The organism is Flavobacterium piscis, from assembly GCF_031457575.1.
GTDB classification, from domain to species: Bacteria; Bacteroidota; Bacteroidia; order Flavobacteriales; family Flavobacteriaceae; genus Flavobacterium; species Flavobacterium piscis_A.
In genome coordinates this window covers 198,416-215,672 of record NZ_JAVDWQ010000001.1, presented here as the reverse complement: position 1 = coordinate 215,672, position 17,257 = coordinate 198,416, and the positions used below count along the sequence as shown (strand labels likewise).

The 17,257-nt window shown below is 32.9% G+C and carries 16 protein-coding genes; 5 read left to right on the top strand and 11 right to left on the bottom strand.

What is annotated here, in order from left to right; genetic code table 11:
* Positions 1-59: 59 nt before the first annotated feature.
* From accD to tamL, 3 genes are all read right to left on the bottom strand, one after another.
* Complete coding sequence (gene accD / locus J2W48_RS00850; protein ID WP_310276642.1) at positions 60-914, bottom strand: acetyl-CoA carboxylase, carboxyltransferase subunit beta; 855 nt, start codon at positions 912-914, stop codon at positions 60-62.
* A 108-nt stretch (positions 915-1,022) separates the two neighbouring features.
* Positions 1,023-2,090 (bottom strand): class II fructose-bisphosphate aldolase, encoded by a 1,068-nt coding sequence (fbaA, locus tag J2W48_RS00845; protein WP_310276639.1) that lies wholly within the window; start codon positions 2,088-2,090, stop codon positions 1,023-1,025.
* Positions 2,091-2,151: 61 nt separating this feature from the next.
* On the bottom strand, positions 2,152-4,707 hold the full coding sequence (gene tamL, locus J2W48_RS00840) for a translocation and assembly module lipoprotein TamL (RefSeq protein ID WP_310276636.1): 2,556 nt from the start codon (positions 4,705-4,707) through the stop codon (positions 2,152-2,154).
* Positions 4,708-4,744: 37 nt separating this feature from the next.
* Between tamL and J2W48_RS00835 the strand changes: the two genes are divergently transcribed.
* Positions 4,745-5,473 (top strand): TrmH family RNA methyltransferase, encoded by a 729-nt coding sequence (locus tag J2W48_RS00835; protein WP_310276633.1) that lies wholly within the window; start codon positions 4,745-4,747, stop codon positions 5,471-5,473.
* Positions 5,474-5,482: 9 nt separating this feature from the next.
* On the opposite strand, the gene porT is transcribed toward J2W48_RS00835, so the two are convergent.
* From porT to J2W48_RS00815, 4 genes are all read right to left on the bottom strand, one after another.
* The gene (porT, locus tag J2W48_RS00830; protein ID WP_310276630.1) at positions 5,483-6,190 is read right to left on the bottom strand and encodes a type IX secretion/gliding motility protein PorT/SprT; all 708 of its coding nucleotides are present in this window, start codon (positions 6,188-6,190) and stop codon (positions 5,483-5,485) included.
* A 1-nt stretch (position 6,191) separates the two neighbouring features.
* A complete protein-coding gene (ubiE, locus tag J2W48_RS00825; protein ID WP_310276627.1) occupies positions 6,192-6,923 on the bottom strand; it encodes a bifunctional demethylmenaquinone methyltransferase/2-methoxy-6-polyprenyl-1,4-benzoquinol methylase UbiE in 732 nt (243 codons plus the stop codon).
* 552 nt (positions 6,924-7,475) lie between these two features.
* Complete coding sequence (locus J2W48_RS00820) at positions 7,476-7,958, bottom strand: dihydrofolate reductase (RefSeq protein WP_310276624.1); 483 nt, start codon at positions 7,956-7,958, stop codon at positions 7,476-7,478.
* A gap of 11 nt (positions 7,959-7,969) precedes the next feature.
* Positions 7,970-8,314, bottom strand: coding sequence for a 2TM domain-containing protein (locus tag J2W48_RS00815; protein ID WP_310276621.1), 345 nt, complete (start codon positions 8,312-8,314; stop codon positions 7,970-7,972).
* A gap of 240 nt (positions 8,315-8,554) precedes the next feature.
* On the opposite strand from J2W48_RS00815, the gene J2W48_RS00810 reads away from it, so the two are divergent.
* The gene (locus J2W48_RS00810; RefSeq protein WP_310276618.1) at positions 8,555-8,851 is read left to right on the top strand and encodes an isoamylase early set domain-containing protein; all 297 of its coding nucleotides are present in this window, start codon (positions 8,555-8,557) and stop codon (positions 8,849-8,851) included.
* 33 nt (positions 8,852-8,884) lie between these two features.
* On the opposite strand, the gene J2W48_RS00805 is transcribed toward J2W48_RS00810, so the two are convergent.
* The 4 genes from J2W48_RS00805 to J2W48_RS00790 form a co-directional block, all read right to left on the bottom strand.
* Positions 8,885-9,736 carry a thymidylate synthase gene (locus J2W48_RS00805; protein WP_310276615.1) on the bottom strand — a complete coding sequence of 284 codons (852 nt, stop codon included), beginning with the start codon at positions 9,734-9,736 and terminating at the stop codon, positions 8,885-8,887.
* A 75-nt stretch (positions 9,737-9,811) separates the two neighbouring features.
* Positions 9,812-10,435 carry a bifunctional nuclease domain-containing protein gene (locus tag J2W48_RS00800; protein ID WP_310276612.1) on the bottom strand — a complete coding sequence of 208 codons (624 nt, stop codon included), beginning with the start codon at positions 10,433-10,435 and terminating at the stop codon, positions 9,812-9,814.
* Positions 10,436-10,600: 165 nt separating this feature from the next.
* Positions 10,601-11,569, bottom strand: coding sequence for an electron transfer flavoprotein subunit alpha/FixB family protein (locus J2W48_RS00795; RefSeq protein WP_310276611.1), 969 nt, complete (start codon positions 11,567-11,569; stop codon positions 10,601-10,603).
* Positions 11,570-11,653: 84 nt separating this feature from the next.
* The gene (locus J2W48_RS00790; protein ID WP_310276609.1) at positions 11,654-12,400 is read right to left on the bottom strand and encodes an electron transfer flavoprotein subunit beta/FixA family protein; all 747 of its coding nucleotides are present in this window, start codon (positions 12,398-12,400) and stop codon (positions 11,654-11,656) included.
* Between the two features lie 455 nt (positions 12,401-12,855).
* Here J2W48_RS00790 and J2W48_RS00785 point away from each other — a divergent pair, with 455 nt between their 5' ends.
* The 3 genes from J2W48_RS00785 (at position 12,856) to J2W48_RS00775 (ending at position 17,252) form a co-directional block, all read left to right on the top strand.
* Complete coding sequence (locus tag J2W48_RS00785; RefSeq protein ID WP_310277890.1) at positions 12,856-13,872, top strand: pyruvate dehydrogenase complex E1 component subunit beta; 1,017 nt, start codon at positions 12,856-12,858, stop codon at positions 13,870-13,872.
* A 66-nt stretch (positions 13,873-13,938) separates the two neighbouring features.
* Positions 13,939-16,440, top strand: coding sequence for a DUF5686 and carboxypeptidase-like regulatory domain-containing protein (locus J2W48_RS00780; protein WP_310276606.1), 2,502 nt, complete (start codon positions 13,939-13,941; stop codon positions 16,438-16,440).
* 212 nt (positions 16,441-16,652) lie between these two features.
* Positions 16,653-17,252 (top strand): DNA-3-methyladenine glycosylase family protein, encoded by a 600-nt coding sequence (locus J2W48_RS00775; RefSeq protein ID WP_310276603.1) that lies wholly within the window; start codon positions 16,653-16,655, stop codon positions 17,250-17,252.
* Positions 17,253-17,257 lie beyond the last annotated feature (5 nt).

The following is a 17,257-nucleotide window of genomic DNA, read 5'->3' as shown; positions in this document are numbered from 1 at the left end:
AAAAAATCCCATTTGCCGAAGCGAATGGGATTTTTGTATTTCAAACAGTTTAAAAAAAACTATCTAATATTGTTATTCTGAATCAAATCAATATATAGGTTAATCTTATCTTTTAAATCTTTTCTAGGCGTAATAAAATCCAGGAAACCATGCTCTAAAAGAAACTCAGCAGTCTGAAAACCTTCCGGTAAATCTTTTCCTGTCGTATCGCGAACCACACGTGGACCGGCAAAACCAATCAAAGCACCTGGCTCAGAGATATTAATGTCTCCTAACATGGCGTATGATGCAGTTGTTCCTCCGGTTGTTGGATCTGTACATAATGAAATGTATGGCAAGCCAGCTTCGGCAAGTTGAGCTAATTTTACTGATGTTTTGGCTAATTGCATTAACGAATAAGCTGCTTCCATCATGCGGGCTCCGCCAGATTTAGAAATCATTACAAAAGGTAATTTATTTTTGATAGCGTGATTAATACCTCTGGCAATTTTTTCACCTACAACAGCCCCCATAGATCCTCCAATAAAGGCGAAATCCATACAGCAAATTACAAGTTCCTTTCCTTTAGATTTTCCTACTCCGGTACGTACTGCATCTTTTAAATGCGTTTTCTCCATTACATCTTTCAGTCTCTCAGCATATTTTTTTGTATCCACAAAATGCAAAGGATCTTTTGATGTCATGTTTTTATCCAGCTCAACAAATTCGTTATTGTCAAATAAAATATCAAAATAGATTGCGCTTCCAATTCGTACGTGAAAATCATCTTCCGGACTTACAAATAAGTTTCTGGCTAATTCGTCAGCATCAATAATTTTCCCTGTAGGAGATTTGTACCACAATCCTTTCGGAACGTCCATCTTATCTTCAGTAGCAGTTGTAATCCCTTTTTCCTGTCTTTTAAACCAAGCCATCTCTCTAAGTATTCAGTGTTCAGTAATCAATTTTCAGTGTTCAGTTTTTGATAAACAGTTTTATATTTTCAGCATTTTTAACTGAAAACTGTCTACTGATCACTTTTATTATAGTGTATTCACATTATTTAAATCTGCAAAAGCTTGTTCAAGTCTTGCATTAAAAGTTACTTCACTTTCACGTACCCATTTTCTTGGGTCATAATATTTTTTGTTAGGAACATCAGCACCTTCAGGATTACCAATTTGAGATTTTAAATACTCAATATTTTTAACCATATAATCACGGATACCCTCAGTAAAAGCAAATTGTAAATCAGTATCGATGTTCATTTTGATAACTCCGTAGCTAATTCCTTCTCTGATTTCTTCTAATGTTGAACCAGAACCTCCGTGGAAAACGAAATCTACCGGGTTATGACCAGTGTTGAATTTCTTTTGAACGAAATCCTGAGAATTTTTTAAGATTTTTGGAGTTAATTTTACGTTTCCTGGTTTGTAAACTCCGTGAACGTTACCAAAAGCTGCAGCAATTGTAAATTTAGGGCTTATCTTAGATAATTCTTCATAAGCGTAAGCTACTTCTTCTGGTTGTGTGTATAGTTTTGAACTGTCAACATCAGAGTTGTCAACACCATCTTCCTCACCACCTGTAATACCAAGCTCGATTTCTAATGTCATCCCCATTTTGCTCATTCTCGCCAAATACTCTTTGCAGATTTCAATATTTTCTTCGATCGGCTCCTCAGACAAATCGATCATGTGAGAACTGAATAATGGTTTTCCTGTTTCTGCGAAATGTTTTTCAGAAGCATCTAATAAACCGTCAATCCAGGGTAATAATTTTTTTGCGCAGTGGTCAGTATGTAAAATTACAGTTGCCCCGTAAGCTTCTGCCAAAGTATGAATGTGTTTTGCTCCTGCGATTCCTCCTGCAATAGCAGCTTTTTCATTTGCATTAGATAATCCTTTTCCAGCGTTAAATTGTGCTCCTCCGTTTGAAAATTGAATGATTACCGGCGCATTAAGTTTTGCTGCAGTTTCAAGAACTCCATTTATTGTACTTGATCCGGTAACGTTTACTGCCGGAAGTGCAAATCCTTTTTCTTTTGCATAATTAAAGATTTCCTGTACTTGATCTCCTGTAGCTACTCCTGGTTTAATGTTGTGTGCCATTGTAATTCTTTTTTAGTTGTTTTTTTAGTTTTTAGGTTGCAAAAATAAGAATTAATTAGCATTAGAACGGATAATTTATCCCAAAATTTAAAACAGAGTGACTAAAATTGTATTCTTTGAACCAACGATTTCCCGGTTCATATGCCGGATTGTAAGTCTTGAAGCCTAAATCTAAACGAATAACAAAAAAGCTTAAATCGTATCGTAAACCAAATCCGGAACCTAATGCAATTTCTTCGAAATCGTTTAAGCTGGAGAATTTTGCCTTTTCATCTGTCACATTATCGAGTACATTCCATATATTTCCTGCATCGGCAAAAATGGCCCCCTTTACATCTCCAAAAATTTTAAATCGAAATTCCGCACTCAATGCGATTTTCATATTTGCCTCGTTAAAGTCATTTGTAGCATTTGTACTTCCCGGCCCTAATGCATAAGGCTGCCACGCTCTGTTGTCATTTGAACCTCCTGAAAAATAACTTCTTGAAAACGGAATATAGTCTGAGTTTCCAAAAGGAATTGCTATTCCAAAAAAGCCTCTTACTGCGATTACTTTTTCTTTACCAAAATCCCAATGCTTAATGTAATCAAATTCGCCTTTTATATATTCTGAATATTCTAAATTGAATATTTCATAATTTCCTCGGGTATTTTTAGGTAAATTTCCAATAGCAGAAACTACTGATAATAAAGACCCTGCTGTTTCTAATTTTGTTTTAAATTGGTAAAAATTATTGTCTGCGAGATCTTTTTTGGTAGTTTTAGTAAAAGTGTAGCTCGAGGATAAAATAAAATCGTTTTCTGTCAATCTTACTCTTCTTTCTTCGATGCTTTCTACATTTTGATATTCAGCGTCTGCAGGTGTTAAAGAAGTTTGATCTGTGAGAACATCATTGGTAAATCCTTTAGTTCCTTCTTCAATAATCAAGTTTCCATTCAGATCAAGATTTGCCGGATTAATGTTGTAAGCTCCTGCAATGTTATTTAATTCATTATAAGATGAAGAATATACCTTAAAATAATTGTCAGGATTTAAGTTACGAACATATTGTGCATTTAGGAGGTCAAATTTTACGGAATTGAATCTTTTTGGCGTCCAAAGATAAGAGATACCTCCTGTGAAATTTTCCTTATCCAGTCCAATGTTTCTTTGTTTAGAAAAACCTGCAGCAATTCCTGTAGAAGGAATCATGCTTTTAGGGATTATTTTTTCAGTACCAAAAGGCATTAAAATTCTGGGAAAGTTTAACTTCAAATCTACACCATACTCCGAAACATTAAAGAAATTATTATTTGGATTGGCCATGTCCTTGGAAGATCCTATATTTAAACGAGTGGAGATTTCCAGAGTTTCAGCCCTGTTAAATACATTTCGAATAGTTTCAGATATACTTGCGCCAATACCAAAATCCTGAATATTAGAATGTGTGACATCAAAAGTAGCACCAAAACTATATTTCTTTCTTGGTGTTAAATATACGTTTGCAATTAATGACTGAGCAGTTGAATCCCGTTTGTCAACTTCATATTGAATCGAGGGATAATTAAAAATCTTTAGATTGTTTAAATATCGGGTTGATAAGGTTGTTCTGAAATCAGCAAAAGTTCCGCCTTTAGTAATGAAAATCGCATCGGTAATAGCGCGTGGTTTGTATTTCAGTTTTTTATAACTGTATAAGTTAAAATTGTTGTAAGTTGTACTGTCACTGATTTTGTTTTTGGCATTCATAGGCGAATAATCAGTGTAAATATTGACATCGCTTATTGTATATAATTTAAAAGGTTCCGTTCGGCTGGAATCTTTTTCCTGAATGCTGTTGTTTTTTATGATTAGATTCACATCGGCTTGGTTTTGTTTTCCAATAGTATCAATATCAAAAGTAACATAGGTTGGCTGAAAGAAATAAGCACCGTGATTTCTATAATAAGTAGTAATCCTGTTTTTTTCTTCTTCAAAATCAGTAGTTTTATATTGATTTCCTGAGTTTAAAAATGTAGGTTCAGTTATTTTTTTATATAAAGAATCTAAAGCAGGAGTACTAATCGTACTTCTGATAGAATCTAATGTGTAAACGGGCCCTGTTGTAATGTCATAATTTATTTTAGCTTTCTTGTAACCGGTACTATTAATATTATAAGCCGTTTTAACATTAAAATAACCATTGTTAAAATAGTAATATTTTAAACGTAATAAAGATTTTTTAGTTTTGGAGGTGTCAATAATAACAGGAGCTTCTCCTGTGTTTTTTAAAAATTCGTGGATTCCCTTATAAAGAAATGACTGACCAAGCCTGTCTACCTGTTTTGCTGATAAAAGTTTAGATTGTCTTTCGTATTTTCCGGGATTGTTTTTAAATTTTGCCTGATAAGTCGAATCAGGATTCAAATTGGCTAAATTATACAAATTCAAACGCAAACGGTATCCCAATAAAGTACCGTTTGGTTTTTGATACATTTGATTAGAAGCTATTTCGTCGTTTGTAGATTTACCATTTACAATAATATCATTTTTTGTAAGCAGGTTTTTTCCATCAGGAACTCTTTTTACTGCATTACAGGCACAAATAAATATTGCTATTAGAATAAATGCTGCTATTTTTGTGAAATTCTTTTTCAAGTGTTTTTTAATATTTAATTCAAAAGTACATTATTTTATGGTTAGTAAAAACCAAATAAAACTTATCTCAGGGTTGCATCAAAAAAAGCAACGTTTAGCCAATCAGTTATTTTTTGCCGAAGGTGTAAAAGTAATTCAGGAATTATTGCAATCCAATTTTGAATTAGAGCATTTATACACAACACAAAATGATTTTGAAACAGTTAAGTCTTCAAAACTTACACTTATTAATGAACAGGAACTTAAAAAAATAAGTGCGTTGTCAACTCCAAATTCCTGTCTGGCTGTATTCAAAATTCCTGCCGAGAATAAAATAATCGAAACCGGTTTAATTTTAGCTTTAGACAATATTCGCGATCCGGGAAACTTAGGCACTATTTTAAGGCTTTGTGATTGGTTTGGAATCAAACAGATTATTTGTTCTAAAGAAACCGTAGACATTTATAATCCTAAAGTTGTACAGGCTACAATGGGATCTATTTCCAGAGTATGTGTAAATTATGTTGATTTAGAAACCTTTTTATCACAAACGGAACTTCTTGTTTTTGGTACTTTTATGAATGGGGATAATATTTATCAATCTGTCTTGCCTCAAAACGGAATCATTATTATGGGTAATGAAGCCAATGGTATTTCGGAAGAGATTGAAAAAAAAGTTACAAACCGACTCACAATTCCCAGATTTGGAGAGCTTCAAAAAACCGAAAGTTTAAATGTAGCTACTGCAACAGCTGTCGTTCTTAGTGAGTTTAAACGAAATAGTTAGGATTTTGTTTTAATGAAATGTAAAATTTATTAAAATTGCCCTTGATTTCATAGAATCAATATTGTCTGTCCAGGGGCTTGGTGATTTGCTGTCTCGAATTAATTCATCAGTTATACCAAAAACACCTCGTATTGAAGGGGAGAAAATAAAATATTCCGAGAAAAAATCAACTCCAAAACCAAGCTCATAAGCAGATGACCATTGTTTTACTCTAAATTTCTGTTCAAAATTATCGTCTTTTGATTTTGAGTTACTGGACAAATTTAAGGTTGTTGATAATCCGCCAACCAGAAACGGTCGAATATTTCCGGTACGCAAAGCAGAAAATTTAAGCAATAACGGAAAATGAATGTAAGTACTGCTTACTTCTCTTAAATAATCATTTTCTGAAGTGAAATTAGGATAATATAAATCTCGTTTAGTATAATATAAACCTGGTTCAAAACGCAGGTTAAGGTATTCCTGTAATCTTAAATCAGCGACCACCCCCACATTAAATCCAGTTGTTTTTTTTACCTGAATATCCTGTTGTACAACTTCTTTATAGTCAAATTTGAAATCAAAGCTATTGAAACCTAAATAATATCCAAAGTAAAGGCGTTGCTTTTGCCAGTTCTCGAGATTAATAATAGGATCTTTACTAAACATGCTTTTAGCAAATTGTGAATACCCTTTTGCTGAAAAGATTAATAAAATTAAGATTACTGTTTTTTTCATACTATTTTTTAGAAGCAGAATAAATGGTTGCAACTCCAAATGTTTGAGGCATCGCCACAACATCTATAAACCCAATTTTTCTCAAAATATTGTTTAAGGCTTCTCCATAAGGAAAAGCTGCAGCTGATTCTGATAAATATCCGTATGCGGAATTATCTTTTGAAAACAGCTTTCCTATAATTGGGAGGATGTTTTTGGTATAAAAATTATATCCCTGTTTGTATGGTGTTTTATTTGGTACCGAAGTTTCTAAAATAACAAATACACCATTTGGTTTTAAAACTCGTAAAATTTCAGTAAAGCCTTTTTCTAAATTTTCAAAATTCCGAACTCCAAAACCAACAGTTATGGCATCAAAATGATTGTCTTCATAAGGGATTTTTTCAGAATCTGCTAAAACTAGCTCAATAATGTTTGATAATTTTTTTTCTTCAATTTTCTTTTTCCCAACTTCAAGCATTCCGGCAGAAATATCCAAACCAATAATTTTTTCAGCATTAGTTTTTGACATTAAAATGGCCAGGTCACCTGTTCCTGTTGCTATGTCCAGAATAATTTTAGGTTTAGTATCCGAAACTATTTTTAATACTTTTTTTCGCCATTTTACATCAATTCCAAATGAAATGACGCGATTTAAATTGTCATAATTTCCGGAGATAGTATCAAACATTTGGGCAACTTGTTCTTTTTTGCCTAATGAGGAGTTTTTATATGGAGTTATATTTTCAGACATTTTTTTTATTTACGCAACAAATATAAGATAAACTATTTAACTGCAAGATGTTTCTTTATTGGTTGAAAATGTTTTTTAAATATTTTGAGAACTATTTTTTGTAAAAATCACTAAAAGTGGGTATTGCGAATAAGATATTTATTTGTGAATTTAGCACTTGTAAAAATGTTAATAGTTTAATGATAAATAGAGATACAATGACCCAAATCAAATGGGTGCTGGTTGCGTTTAGCATTTCGTTTGTTCTTGTAAGCTGTTTTGAAAGTACTGTTTTTGAGAACAGTGTTATATTTAAAGCGCAAAATACGTTCTTAGGATTAAATTTGTTTTTGGAAATTTTAATTTTCTTTGCCTTTAGTACCTTCGTGGTATTTGGTATTAAGGGCTTTTTTGAGATGTATTCTCAAAAGGTATCAAATGTTATTATATTTCTTTCAGGAGTATTTTTAATATTTGTAATTTTTATTTTATGTTATCAAATATTGTTTCAGGAGTAGGTCATTCTCTAAGTCATTGAATTAAACAAAAAAACATCCTCAATTGAGGATGTTTTTATTTACGGATAAAGGTTTCATATGTGTAGTCATAAAGATGTGTTTCATCTTTAAGGTTGGCTTCAGATTCTACTAATTGCCATTCTGTCTTAGGTATTTCAGGAAAAAAAGCATCTGCTTCAAAAATGTTATGAACCCTGGTTATTTCCAATATATCTGCATATTGCATTCCCAATGTGTAAATTTCTCCTCCTCCAATAATATAGGAATCTTCATTTTCAGGGCAAATAGCTATCGCTTTTTCGAGACTGTCAACTACAATACAACCTTCTGGTTTGTAATTTTCCTGTCGGGATATTACTATGTGTGTTCTGTTTGGTAACGGTTTAGGGAAGCTTTCAAAAGTTTTCCTTCCCATGATAATATGATGGTTTGTAGTAAGTGATTTGAATCTTTTAAAGTCATTAGGAAGATGCCACACTAATTTATTTTTTTTTCCGAGAGCATTGTTTTCGGCAACTGCAGCTATTATTATAATCATGGTATGCGAAGCTAAATTTTATTTTCAGGATTGTCATTGATGGAAGATTCTAATTGGCTGATCCTTTTTTGTTGAAGTGCAACCAAACGGTCAATTTGTTCTCTTTCCCATTTTTTATTCATAAATCTATCGGTGATATAAACTTTTATAAAATGTAAAATAAAAATAAAAAGCCACACCGTAATAATCCATACACACCAATTTTGTTCTGTGCCAATACTTAATCCAAAAAATTTATTGGCAACAAATAAAAACAGGCTTCCCAACAGAAAAAGAACAAAATGAAAGTAAAGTATTTTTTTTTGTCGAATTCTTTTACGGGCATATTCGTATTGTTCGTGCACTTCTTTTTCCATAATAGGTTTTATTAAGATTATAAAGTTATAATTTATTTTGAAAACACAATATTGTAGCTATAGAATATTTGCTTAAAAAGGCACTGTTAATTAGAATATAGAAATTTCTACCCTCTTAAATTATTGATATGCTTAAAAATACACTGGGTTTTTAGTATTATCACAAAACGTTTTTTTGAGTATTGTTTACTCAGATGAATTCGCGAACTTTGGGAGTAGTAATCTAAAAATGAAATAGTTATGTCTTTAAAAAAACAATTTATAAAAACAAAACCGGTTTGCAAAGTAACTTTTTCCGTTGAAGCTAAAGATGCAAATTCTGCAGCTGTAGTTGGAGATTTTAATAATTGGAATTCCGAAGAAGGAACTTTGAGTAAGTTGAAAAACGGAACTTTTAAAGCTACTTATGATTTGGTAAAAGATGCCATTTACGAATTTAAGTACATAATTGACGGAAAATATGTTAATGAACCAGAAGCTGATTCCTATAAATGGAATGATTTTGCGGGAAGTGAAAATAGTGTTGTTGTAGTATAAAAGAATCCACTCAATTTAAAGCGGATTTGTTAATTATACAGCAACACTGCCTTTTATGCCAGCATGTGGTTCGTAATCTAAAAGTGTAAAGTCATTATAATCAAAATCGAAAATGTTTTTAATATCAGGATTTAAAATCATTTTCGGTAATGGTTTTGGTTCACGTGTCAATTGCAGTTCTAATTGCTCAAAATGATTATTGTAGATATGTGCATCTCCAAAAGTGTGAATAAATTCACCGTATTCTAAATTGCAAACCTGAGCAATCATCATGGTTAAAAGTGCATAAGAAGCAATATTAAAAGGAACACCTAAAAATATATCAGCACTTCTTTGATATAATTGACAAGACAATTTTCCTTTCATTTCACCTTTTTCAGGATCAGGACTTGTTACATAAAACTGAAAAAAAGCATGACAAGGAGGCAAAGCCGCTTTGTTATTGGCTACATTTTCTTCAAATGTTTTTTTCGTATCCGGTAAAACCGAAGGATTCCAGGCAGAAACCAACATTCTTCGACTATTTGGATTTGTTTTTAATTCAGTAATTAATTCAGAAATCTGATCAATTTCCTCACTGTTCCAATTGCGCCATTGATGCCCATAAACTGGGCCTAAATCTCCATTAGAATCAGCCCAGGCATCCCATATTTTTACCCCATTTTCCTGAAGGTATTGAATATTGGTATCACCCTTTAAAAACCAAAGTAATTCGTATATGATAGATTTTAAATGCAGTTTTTTGGTCGTAACCATTGGAAAGCCTTCACTTAAATCAAAACGCATTTGGTAACCAAAGACACTTTTTGTTCCGGTTCCAGTTCGGTCTCCTTTTTGACAACCGTTTTCTAAAACATGTTGTACTAAATCTAAGTATTGTTTCATATTTGTTAATCATTTAATCGTGAATTTGTTTAATCGGCTTAACGAATAAACGGTTTAACGATTCACCATTAAAGTTTATCTTTTCGAGATTTCATCCCTAATTTTGGCTGCTTTTTCATAATCTTCCTGAGAAACTGCCTGATCCAGCAATTCATTCAGTTCTTGTAAGCTATGTTTCGCATATAAATCACCCGACTGATTGGTTTCTTCTTCATGGCCAAAAGTTTCCGGATTAGAGAGGACATCATCTATCTCCTGAGATCCCTGATCTGTTTCGGCAGCATTCGATTTTAAATAGATTCCGGCTTTATCTAAAATATTTTTATAAGTAAAAATTGGAGCGTTGAATCGTAAAGCTAAAGCTATGGCATCAGAAGTTCTGGCATCAATAATTTCTTCAATTTTGTCTCTTTCACAGATTAGACTCGAATAAAAAACACCATCGACTAATTTATGGATGATGACCTGTTTCACTACGATGTCAAATCTTTCTGCAAAGTTTTTGAATAAATCGTGAGTTAATGGGCGAGGAGGTTTTATCTCTTTTTCTAAGGCAATAGCAATTGATTGCGCTTCAAAAGCGCCAATTACAATAGGTAATTTACGTTCACCATCAACTTCATTCAAAATCAAGGCATATGCGCCGTTTTGAGTTTGACTGTATGATATTCCTTTTATGGATAATTTTACTAGACTCATATATATTGGTAAAAAAGGGCAATTAATGCCTCATTTTAATACTTTTTTTGATTGAAAAATAAAGGTGCAATTTTAATTAAAAAATATGGAACAAAAAAGCCACCTAAAGCAAAGATACGATTATCTTATTTTTAGGCAGCTATATTTTTATAGAGAATTTCTAAATTAAGAATGTTGCGCTTTAAAAGCTTTTAATTTCTCAATTAATTTTGGCACTATTTCAAAAGCGTCACCTACAATACCATAATCAGCAACTTTAAAGAAAGGGGCCTCAGGATCACTATTGATTACTACTTTTACTTTTGATGAGTTGATGCCTGCAATATGTTGGATTGCTCCAGAAATACCCACTGCAATATATAAATTAGTTGCAACTGGTTTTCCTGTTTGGCCAACGTGCTCACTGTGAGGTCTCCATCCTAAATCAGAAACGGGTTTAGAACAAGCAGTTGCTGCCCCTAATACCGAAGCCAAATCTTCGATTAACCCCCAGTTTTCAGGACCTTTCAATCCGCGTCCGCCAGAAACTACAATGTCAGCATCAGCAATAGATACTTTTCCGCTTACTTTTTCTACAGATTCTACTTTTACTCCAAAGTCATTGTCTCCAATTGTTGGATTAAAGTCTTCTTCAGTTACAGAACCTGCACTTTCAAAAATACCATAAGAGTTTTTTGCTAAACCAAGAACTTTTACATCTGTATTGATTTCTGTAATATTGAAAGCTTTATTTGAAAAAGCATTTCTTTTTACCTGAAAAGGTGAAGTACTGATTGGAAGCCCAACAACATTTGAGGCGAAACCAGCTTCTAAAGCTACAGCTACTAATGATGAAAGGTAAATACTGTCTGTTGTAGAAGAAAGTAAAACTAATTTAGTTCCTTCTTTTTGAGCAGCCTGTTTAATTACATCGGCGTAAGCCTTAGCTGTAAAACCGGCTAATTTATCATTGCTTACTTTTAATACCTTATCAACTCCGTATTTAGATAATTCGCTTACATCGCTAATGTTAACTGTTAAAGCGGTTACTGTTGTTTCTAATGATTCAGCTACTTTCTTTGCGTAGGAAGCTAATTCGAACGCTATTTTTTTAAATTTTCCTTCTGTAGATTCTGCGTATATTAATATTGACATATTTTCTATTATTTTAAATGTTGAATTATAAATTTTAATGAAATTGCAAACCTTAATTCACAATTTAAAATTCATAATTTAAAATTATATTACCTTAGCTTCGTTGTGTAATAAATTGATTAGCTCATCTAAATTATCAGCCGAAATTAATTTCACTGCTGATTTAGGAGCTGGTTTTTCAAATTTTACAGCTTTTGTATTTACTGGTGCCTCAACTGGTTCAAGAATTGTAAGCGCTTTTGTTCTTGCAGTCATAATTCCTCTCATGTTAGGGATGCGAAGATCTTTTTCTTCAACAAGGCCTTTTTGTCCACCAATAATTAGAGGTAAGGTTGTGCTGATAGTTTCTTTTCCACCATCAATTTCACGAACTGCTTTCACATTGTCCCCATCAACTGTAATACTTGTGCAAGAGTTTAAAAAGTTAAAGCCTAAAATCCCAGAAATCATTCCCGGAACCATACCGCCATTATAATCTAAAGATTCTTTTCCGGCAATTACTAAATCGTAACCACCATTTTTAATTACTTCGGCTAATTGTTTTGCAACAAAAAAGCCATCAGTTGGGTTAGCGTTTACGCGAATAGCTTCGTTTGCGCCAATTGCCAATGCTTTACGCAAAGTTGGTTCAGTATCAGGTCCTCCAACATTAACAACTGTTACCGTTGCACCTTGTTGTTCCTGAAACCAAATAGCACGTGTTAAACCAAACTCGTCATTAGGATTAATTACATATTGTACACCATTGGTATCGAATTCTGAGTCACCATTGGAGAAGTTAATTTTTGAAGTAGTATCTGGCACATGACTGATGCAAACTAATATTTTCATAAGTATATATTTTATATTTATAATATTCTTTTACAAATTTAGAAATTAAAATCGGAATTATATACTATGCATGCATAATATTTTTAAAAACTATTACGTTTTCGAAGACTGTGGAATTTAGATGGTGTTTTGCTGTCTTTCAAAGTTAAAAACTCAGGTATTTTTGTTAATTCTTAAGGATTTTGCAATAGTATAGTGTTCAACAAGTGTTAAACTTAGATCGTATTACTATATGTTTTTGAAGTTATTCATTTTTTGAAGAAATAATGAATATTATTAGAATTACACAAATAGAGTTGACTTTGTATGAAAAATGTTTTTTATTCGGTAAATAATCATAATTATATAGATTTTGTTATATCACAATAAACTTTAAAAAGTTAAAACCTATATTATAGTATCATATTGACGTTATTTTAAATTCAATTTATGCTTTTAAGTTATATAAAATATTTATTTTTGCTCTTCAGAAAAAAGAACATACACTAACAACTATGAGAACAATACAATTTAGAGAGGCCATTTGCGAAGCGATGAGCGAAGAAATGCGTCACGATGAATCCATATATTTAATGGGCGAAGAAGTTGCAGAATATAACGGAGCATACAAAGCTTCAAAAGGAATGCTTGCTGAGTTTGGCGAAAAAAGAGTAATTGATACTCCAATTGCTGAGCTTGGTTTTACAGGAATTGCAGTAGGATCAGCCATGAATGGGTGTCGCCCGATTGTAGAATATATGACTTTCAACTTCTGTTTAGTTGGTATTGATCAAATAATCAACAACGCTGCTAAAATGCGTCAAATGACGGGAGGACAATTTAATGTGCCTATCGTTTTTCGTGGACCAACTGCTTCTGCAGGTCAATTAGGAGCTACTCACTCACAAGCTTTAGAAAACTGGTTTGCCAATACTCCGGGTCTTAAAGTTATCGTTCCTTCAACTCCTTACGATGCAAAAGGACTTTTAAAATCGGCTATTCGCGATAATGATCCCGTAATTTTTATGGAATCTGAGCAAATGTATGGTGATAAAGGCGAGGTGCCGGAAGGTGAATATACAATTCCGTTAGGAGTTGCAGATATCAAACGTGAAGGTACAGATGTTACTATTGTTTCTTTCGGAAAAATTATCAAAGAAGCTTTTATCGCTGCTGATGAATTAGCTAAAGAAGGAATTTCATGTGAAGTTATCGATTTAAGAACCGTTCGTCCAATGGACAATGAAGCGATTTTAAAATCGGTTAAAAAAACAAACCGTTTGGTAATTTTAGAAGAAGCGTGGCCATTTGCCAGTATTTCATCTGAAATCACATATATCGTACAGGAACAAGCTTTTGATTTTCTGGATGCACCAATTCAGCGTATTACAACAGCTGATACACCGGCCCCTTACTCTCCTGTTTTGCTAAAAGACTGGTTGCCAAATGCAGCTGATGTAGTAAAAGCAGTTAAGAAAGTAATGTACAAATAGTCAAATAAACAATACTTATAAAACTTCATCAGCCCTATTAATTGATGAAGTTTTTTTTTGCCGGATATGAAAAAAATAATTTTACTCAGCCTGTTTTTTGTATTTGCATCTGTGAATATGGCTTTCGCACAAACTAAAGTGAGTGGAATTGTTTTGGATAAATCGAATCAGCCTATTCCTTTTGCAAATGTTGTTTTTAAAGGTTCTAACACTGGAATTGTTTCTAATGAAGACGGACGTTTTTATTTAGAATCGCCAAATACTTATACAACATTAATAATAAGTTCTGCAGGATTTTCGGATAAGGAAGTTGAGTTGGAGAAAACAGTAAATTACAATTTTAAAGTTGTTTTAGGTGAGGCTGAAGCATTGAATGAAGTTGTGATATTTACAGGAAAAACATCAAAAAAAAATAATCCTGCATTAGATATTCTGCGAAAAATTTGGGAACGAAAACGTAAAAACGGTTTATACCAATTCAATCAATATCAAATGCAAAAGTACGAGAAAGTCGAGTTTGATATGAACACGATTGATAGTGCTTTTATGAAAAACAAACTCTTTAAGGGAATGGAGTTTGTATTTGAACACGTTGACACTTCTGACGTTACTGGAAAGACCTATCTGCCAATTTTTATCAACGAATCTATGTATGATGTTTACGGAGATAATAAATTGAAGAAAACAAAAGAAAATATTAAAGGAAGCAAAACATCAGGATTTAATAATAACCAGCAGATTTTGTCTTTTGTAAAGGATTTATATTCAGATTATAATATTTATGATAATCACCTGACCTTTTTTGATAAAAGTTTTACAAGCCCGCTTTCAAAAACGGGAATTGATGTTTATAATTATGTCTTGAAAGACAGCGCTTATATTGATAAAAAATGGTGTTTTAATATTGTTTTTTATCCAAGACGTAAAAACGAACTGACTTTTAAAGGAGATTTTTGGGTAAACGACACCACTTTTGCCATCAAAAAAATAAATATGGCCGTTACCAAAAGTGCCAATATTAACTGGGTAAAGGACATTTATATCGAACAGGAATTTGAAGTCCAAAATGATTCGGTTTTTCTGTTAACACGTGATTACATGATGTCAGATTTTGCTTTAAATAAAAAAGAAAAATCAAAAGGGGTTTATGGAAAACGAACTACCTTATACAGAGATCATAAATTTAATATTCAGAAACCTGAAAAATTTTATAAGGAAGAAGTTAATTATATAGATAACAAAGTTTACAATAGACCGGATGAATTCTGGGAAGAAAATCGTTTTGAAAAACTAAATAAAGACGAAGAAGGTATTTATAAAATGCTCGATACCTTACAGACTGTCAAAAAATTCAGGCAATTGTATAATTTGGTATCTATTTTAGGGAGTGGATATGTTGAATTTAAAAACTTCGATTATGGTCCCATTTTTTCTACGTTTGGTTATAATGAAGTTGAAGGGCTGAGACTAAGAGTGGGGGGCAGGACCTATTTTGGACAAAATGACCCTTGGCGAATACAAGCTTATACAGCCTATGGTTTTGATGATAACAAGTTTAAGTATGGTGTTTCAGGAAAATGGATGGTCGATAAGAAAAACAGGGTTATTATTTCAGGAGGGAACAGGCGTGACATTGAGCAAATTGGAGCCAGTTTAACCACAACAAATGATGTTTTAGGACGAAGTTTTGCTTCTTCTGCGCTGTTTACCACTGGAAGTAACGGAAAATTGACCAATATTAATTTGAGCAACGTTTCTGTTGAAATGGAGCCAATGAAAAACTTCGTTGTTCAGGCCGGTATTTCGTACAGGACATTAGAATCAGCTTCAGATACTTTTAGTTTGAATTATTACACCACCTTACCAACAACTACAAATCCTGCAGGCGTTGTCGAAAGTGCGGTAAAACAATTTGAGGCAAATATTCAGTTTGAATTTATGCCAAATCGAAAAACTATTGGTTTTGGTGTAGAACGCGATCTTGTTGATAGTCCGTTCAGTCATTTCTTTGTCAATTTTAGTTATGGATTGAAAGGGGTCATGGACAGTGATTTTGCTTATGAAAAAATCCAGTTATTTTATAAACAGCCTATTATTATTGGGCCTTTAGGGAGATCGAATATTATTCTTGAAACCGGAAAAACCTTTGGTACAATTCCGTTGGGATTAATGAGCGTTATTCCTGGGAATCAGACTTATTTTACTATTGAAAATACTTTTAGTAACTTAAATTTCTACGAATTCATAACCGATCAGTATACAACTTTGCAATGGAATCATGATTTTGGAGGAAGATTGTTTGCCAGAATTCCATTTATGAGAAAATTAAACTGGAGGGAATTTGTTGGTGTGAAAGGAGTTTACGGAACCATTTCTGATGAAAACCGGGCAATAAATGCCTCGGAGCAAGTGTATAACGCACCCGAGAATATCTATTGGGAATACAATGCCGGAATCGGAAATATATTCAAAGTTTTTCGAATTGATTTTTCCTGGAGGGGCAGTTATTTAAACACTCCTGATGCCAATAAATTTGCGGTAAAAGGATCTTTCGGATTCTATTTCTAGAACTTATTTGTCAGGCTGAGCGAAGTCGAAACCTATTTAATAATCTCGCAAAGACGCCAAGTCGCTAAGTTTTTAAATTCTTTGCGTCTCTGCGCCTTTGCGAGATTTTTTATTTAATTTTAGGAGCTGTTCCCGCTATCCGTTTGTATCTTTTTCTGGCTAAAGGAGCCAAAAAAGGATACAACTTCTATCGGGACTAAAAAAATTACGTTATGCAAGAAGCCATCGATTTTCTATTAACCAAAAATCCAATATTTCAGGAAATTATTCAAAAGTATGGATTACCTTCAATTCCAAAACGTCCTCAGGGTTTTGAAACATTAGTATTGTTAATTCTGGAACAACAAGTTTCTATAGATTCGGCGAAAGCCACATTTTTAAAAATCAAAGCACATACAATTTGTAATCCCGAAACAATGTCTGTTTTACCGGACGAAGAATTTAGAAATTTAGGAGTAAGCCGTCAAAAAACAAAATACATCAAAATCTTGGCAGAAGCTGTTTTAAACAAAGAATTGGATATTGAAAGTCTGGCAGAAAAATCGGCAGAACAAGTTAGGGAAGAGCTCATAAAGTTAAAAGGAATTGGCAATTGGACTATCGATATTTATCTTATGTTTTGTTTGCAGGAGCCGGATTTGATTCCGCTTGGCGATATTGCAGTAGTCAATACCATCAAAGAATTGCTTAATATTCATGACAAATCAGAGATGGAAATACATGCAGAACAATGGAGTCCGTATCGATCTTATGCGACCTATTTGCTTTGGCATTATTACTTAAATAAGCGAAATCGAAAAATTACTTATTAATTGTC

Bases quoted from the DNA above. Each gene is read 5' to 3' on its own strand.
- accD (WP_310276642.1), bottom strand. From the start codon at position 914: ATGGCTTGGTTTAAAAGACAGGAAAAAGGGATTACAACTGCTACTGAA.
- fbaA (WP_310276639.1), bottom strand. From the start codon at position 2,090: ATGGCACACAACATTAAACCAGGAGTAGCTACAGGAGATCAAGTACAG.
- J2W48_RS00835 (WP_310276633.1), top strand. From the start codon at position 4,745: ATGGTTAGTAAAAACCAAATAAAACTTATCTCAGGGTTGCATCAAAAA.
- porT (WP_310276630.1), bottom strand. From the start codon at position 6,190: ATGAAAAAAACAGTAATCTTAATTTTATTAATCTTTTCAGCAAAAGGG.
- ubiE (WP_310276627.1), bottom strand. From the start codon at position 6,923: ATGTCTGAAAATATAACTCCATATAAAAACTCCTCATTAGGCAAAAAA.
- J2W48_RS00820 (WP_310276624.1), bottom strand. From the start codon at position 7,958: ATGATTATAATAATAGCTGCAGTTGCCGAAAACAATGCTCTCGGAAAA.
- J2W48_RS00815 (WP_310276621.1), bottom strand. From the start codon at position 8,314: ATGGAAAAAGAAGTGCACGAACAATACGAATATGCCCGTAAAAGAATT.
- J2W48_RS00810 (WP_310276618.1), top strand. From the start codon at position 8,555: ATGTCTTTAAAAAAACAATTTATAAAAACAAAACCGGTTTGCAAAGTA.
- J2W48_RS00805 (WP_310276615.1), bottom strand. From the start codon at position 9,736: ATGAAACAATACTTAGATTTAGTACAACATGTTTTAGAAAACGGTTGT.
- J2W48_RS00800 (WP_310276612.1), bottom strand. From the start codon at position 10,435: ATGAGTCTAGTAAAATTATCCATAAAAGGAATATCATACAGTCAAACT.
- J2W48_RS00795 (WP_310276611.1), bottom strand. From the start codon at position 11,569: ATGTCAATATTAATATACGCAGAATCTACAGAAGGAAAATTTAAAAAA.
- J2W48_RS00790 (WP_310276609.1), bottom strand. From the start codon at position 12,400: ATGAAAATATTAGTTTGCATCAGTCATGTGCCAGATACTACTTCAAAA.
- J2W48_RS00780 (WP_310276606.1), top strand. From the start codon at position 13,939: ATGAAAAAAATAATTTTACTCAGCCTGTTTTTTGTATTTGCATCTGTG.
- J2W48_RS00775 (WP_310276603.1), top strand. From the start codon at position 16,653: ATGCAAGAAGCCATCGATTTTCTATTAACCAAAAATCCAATATTTCAG.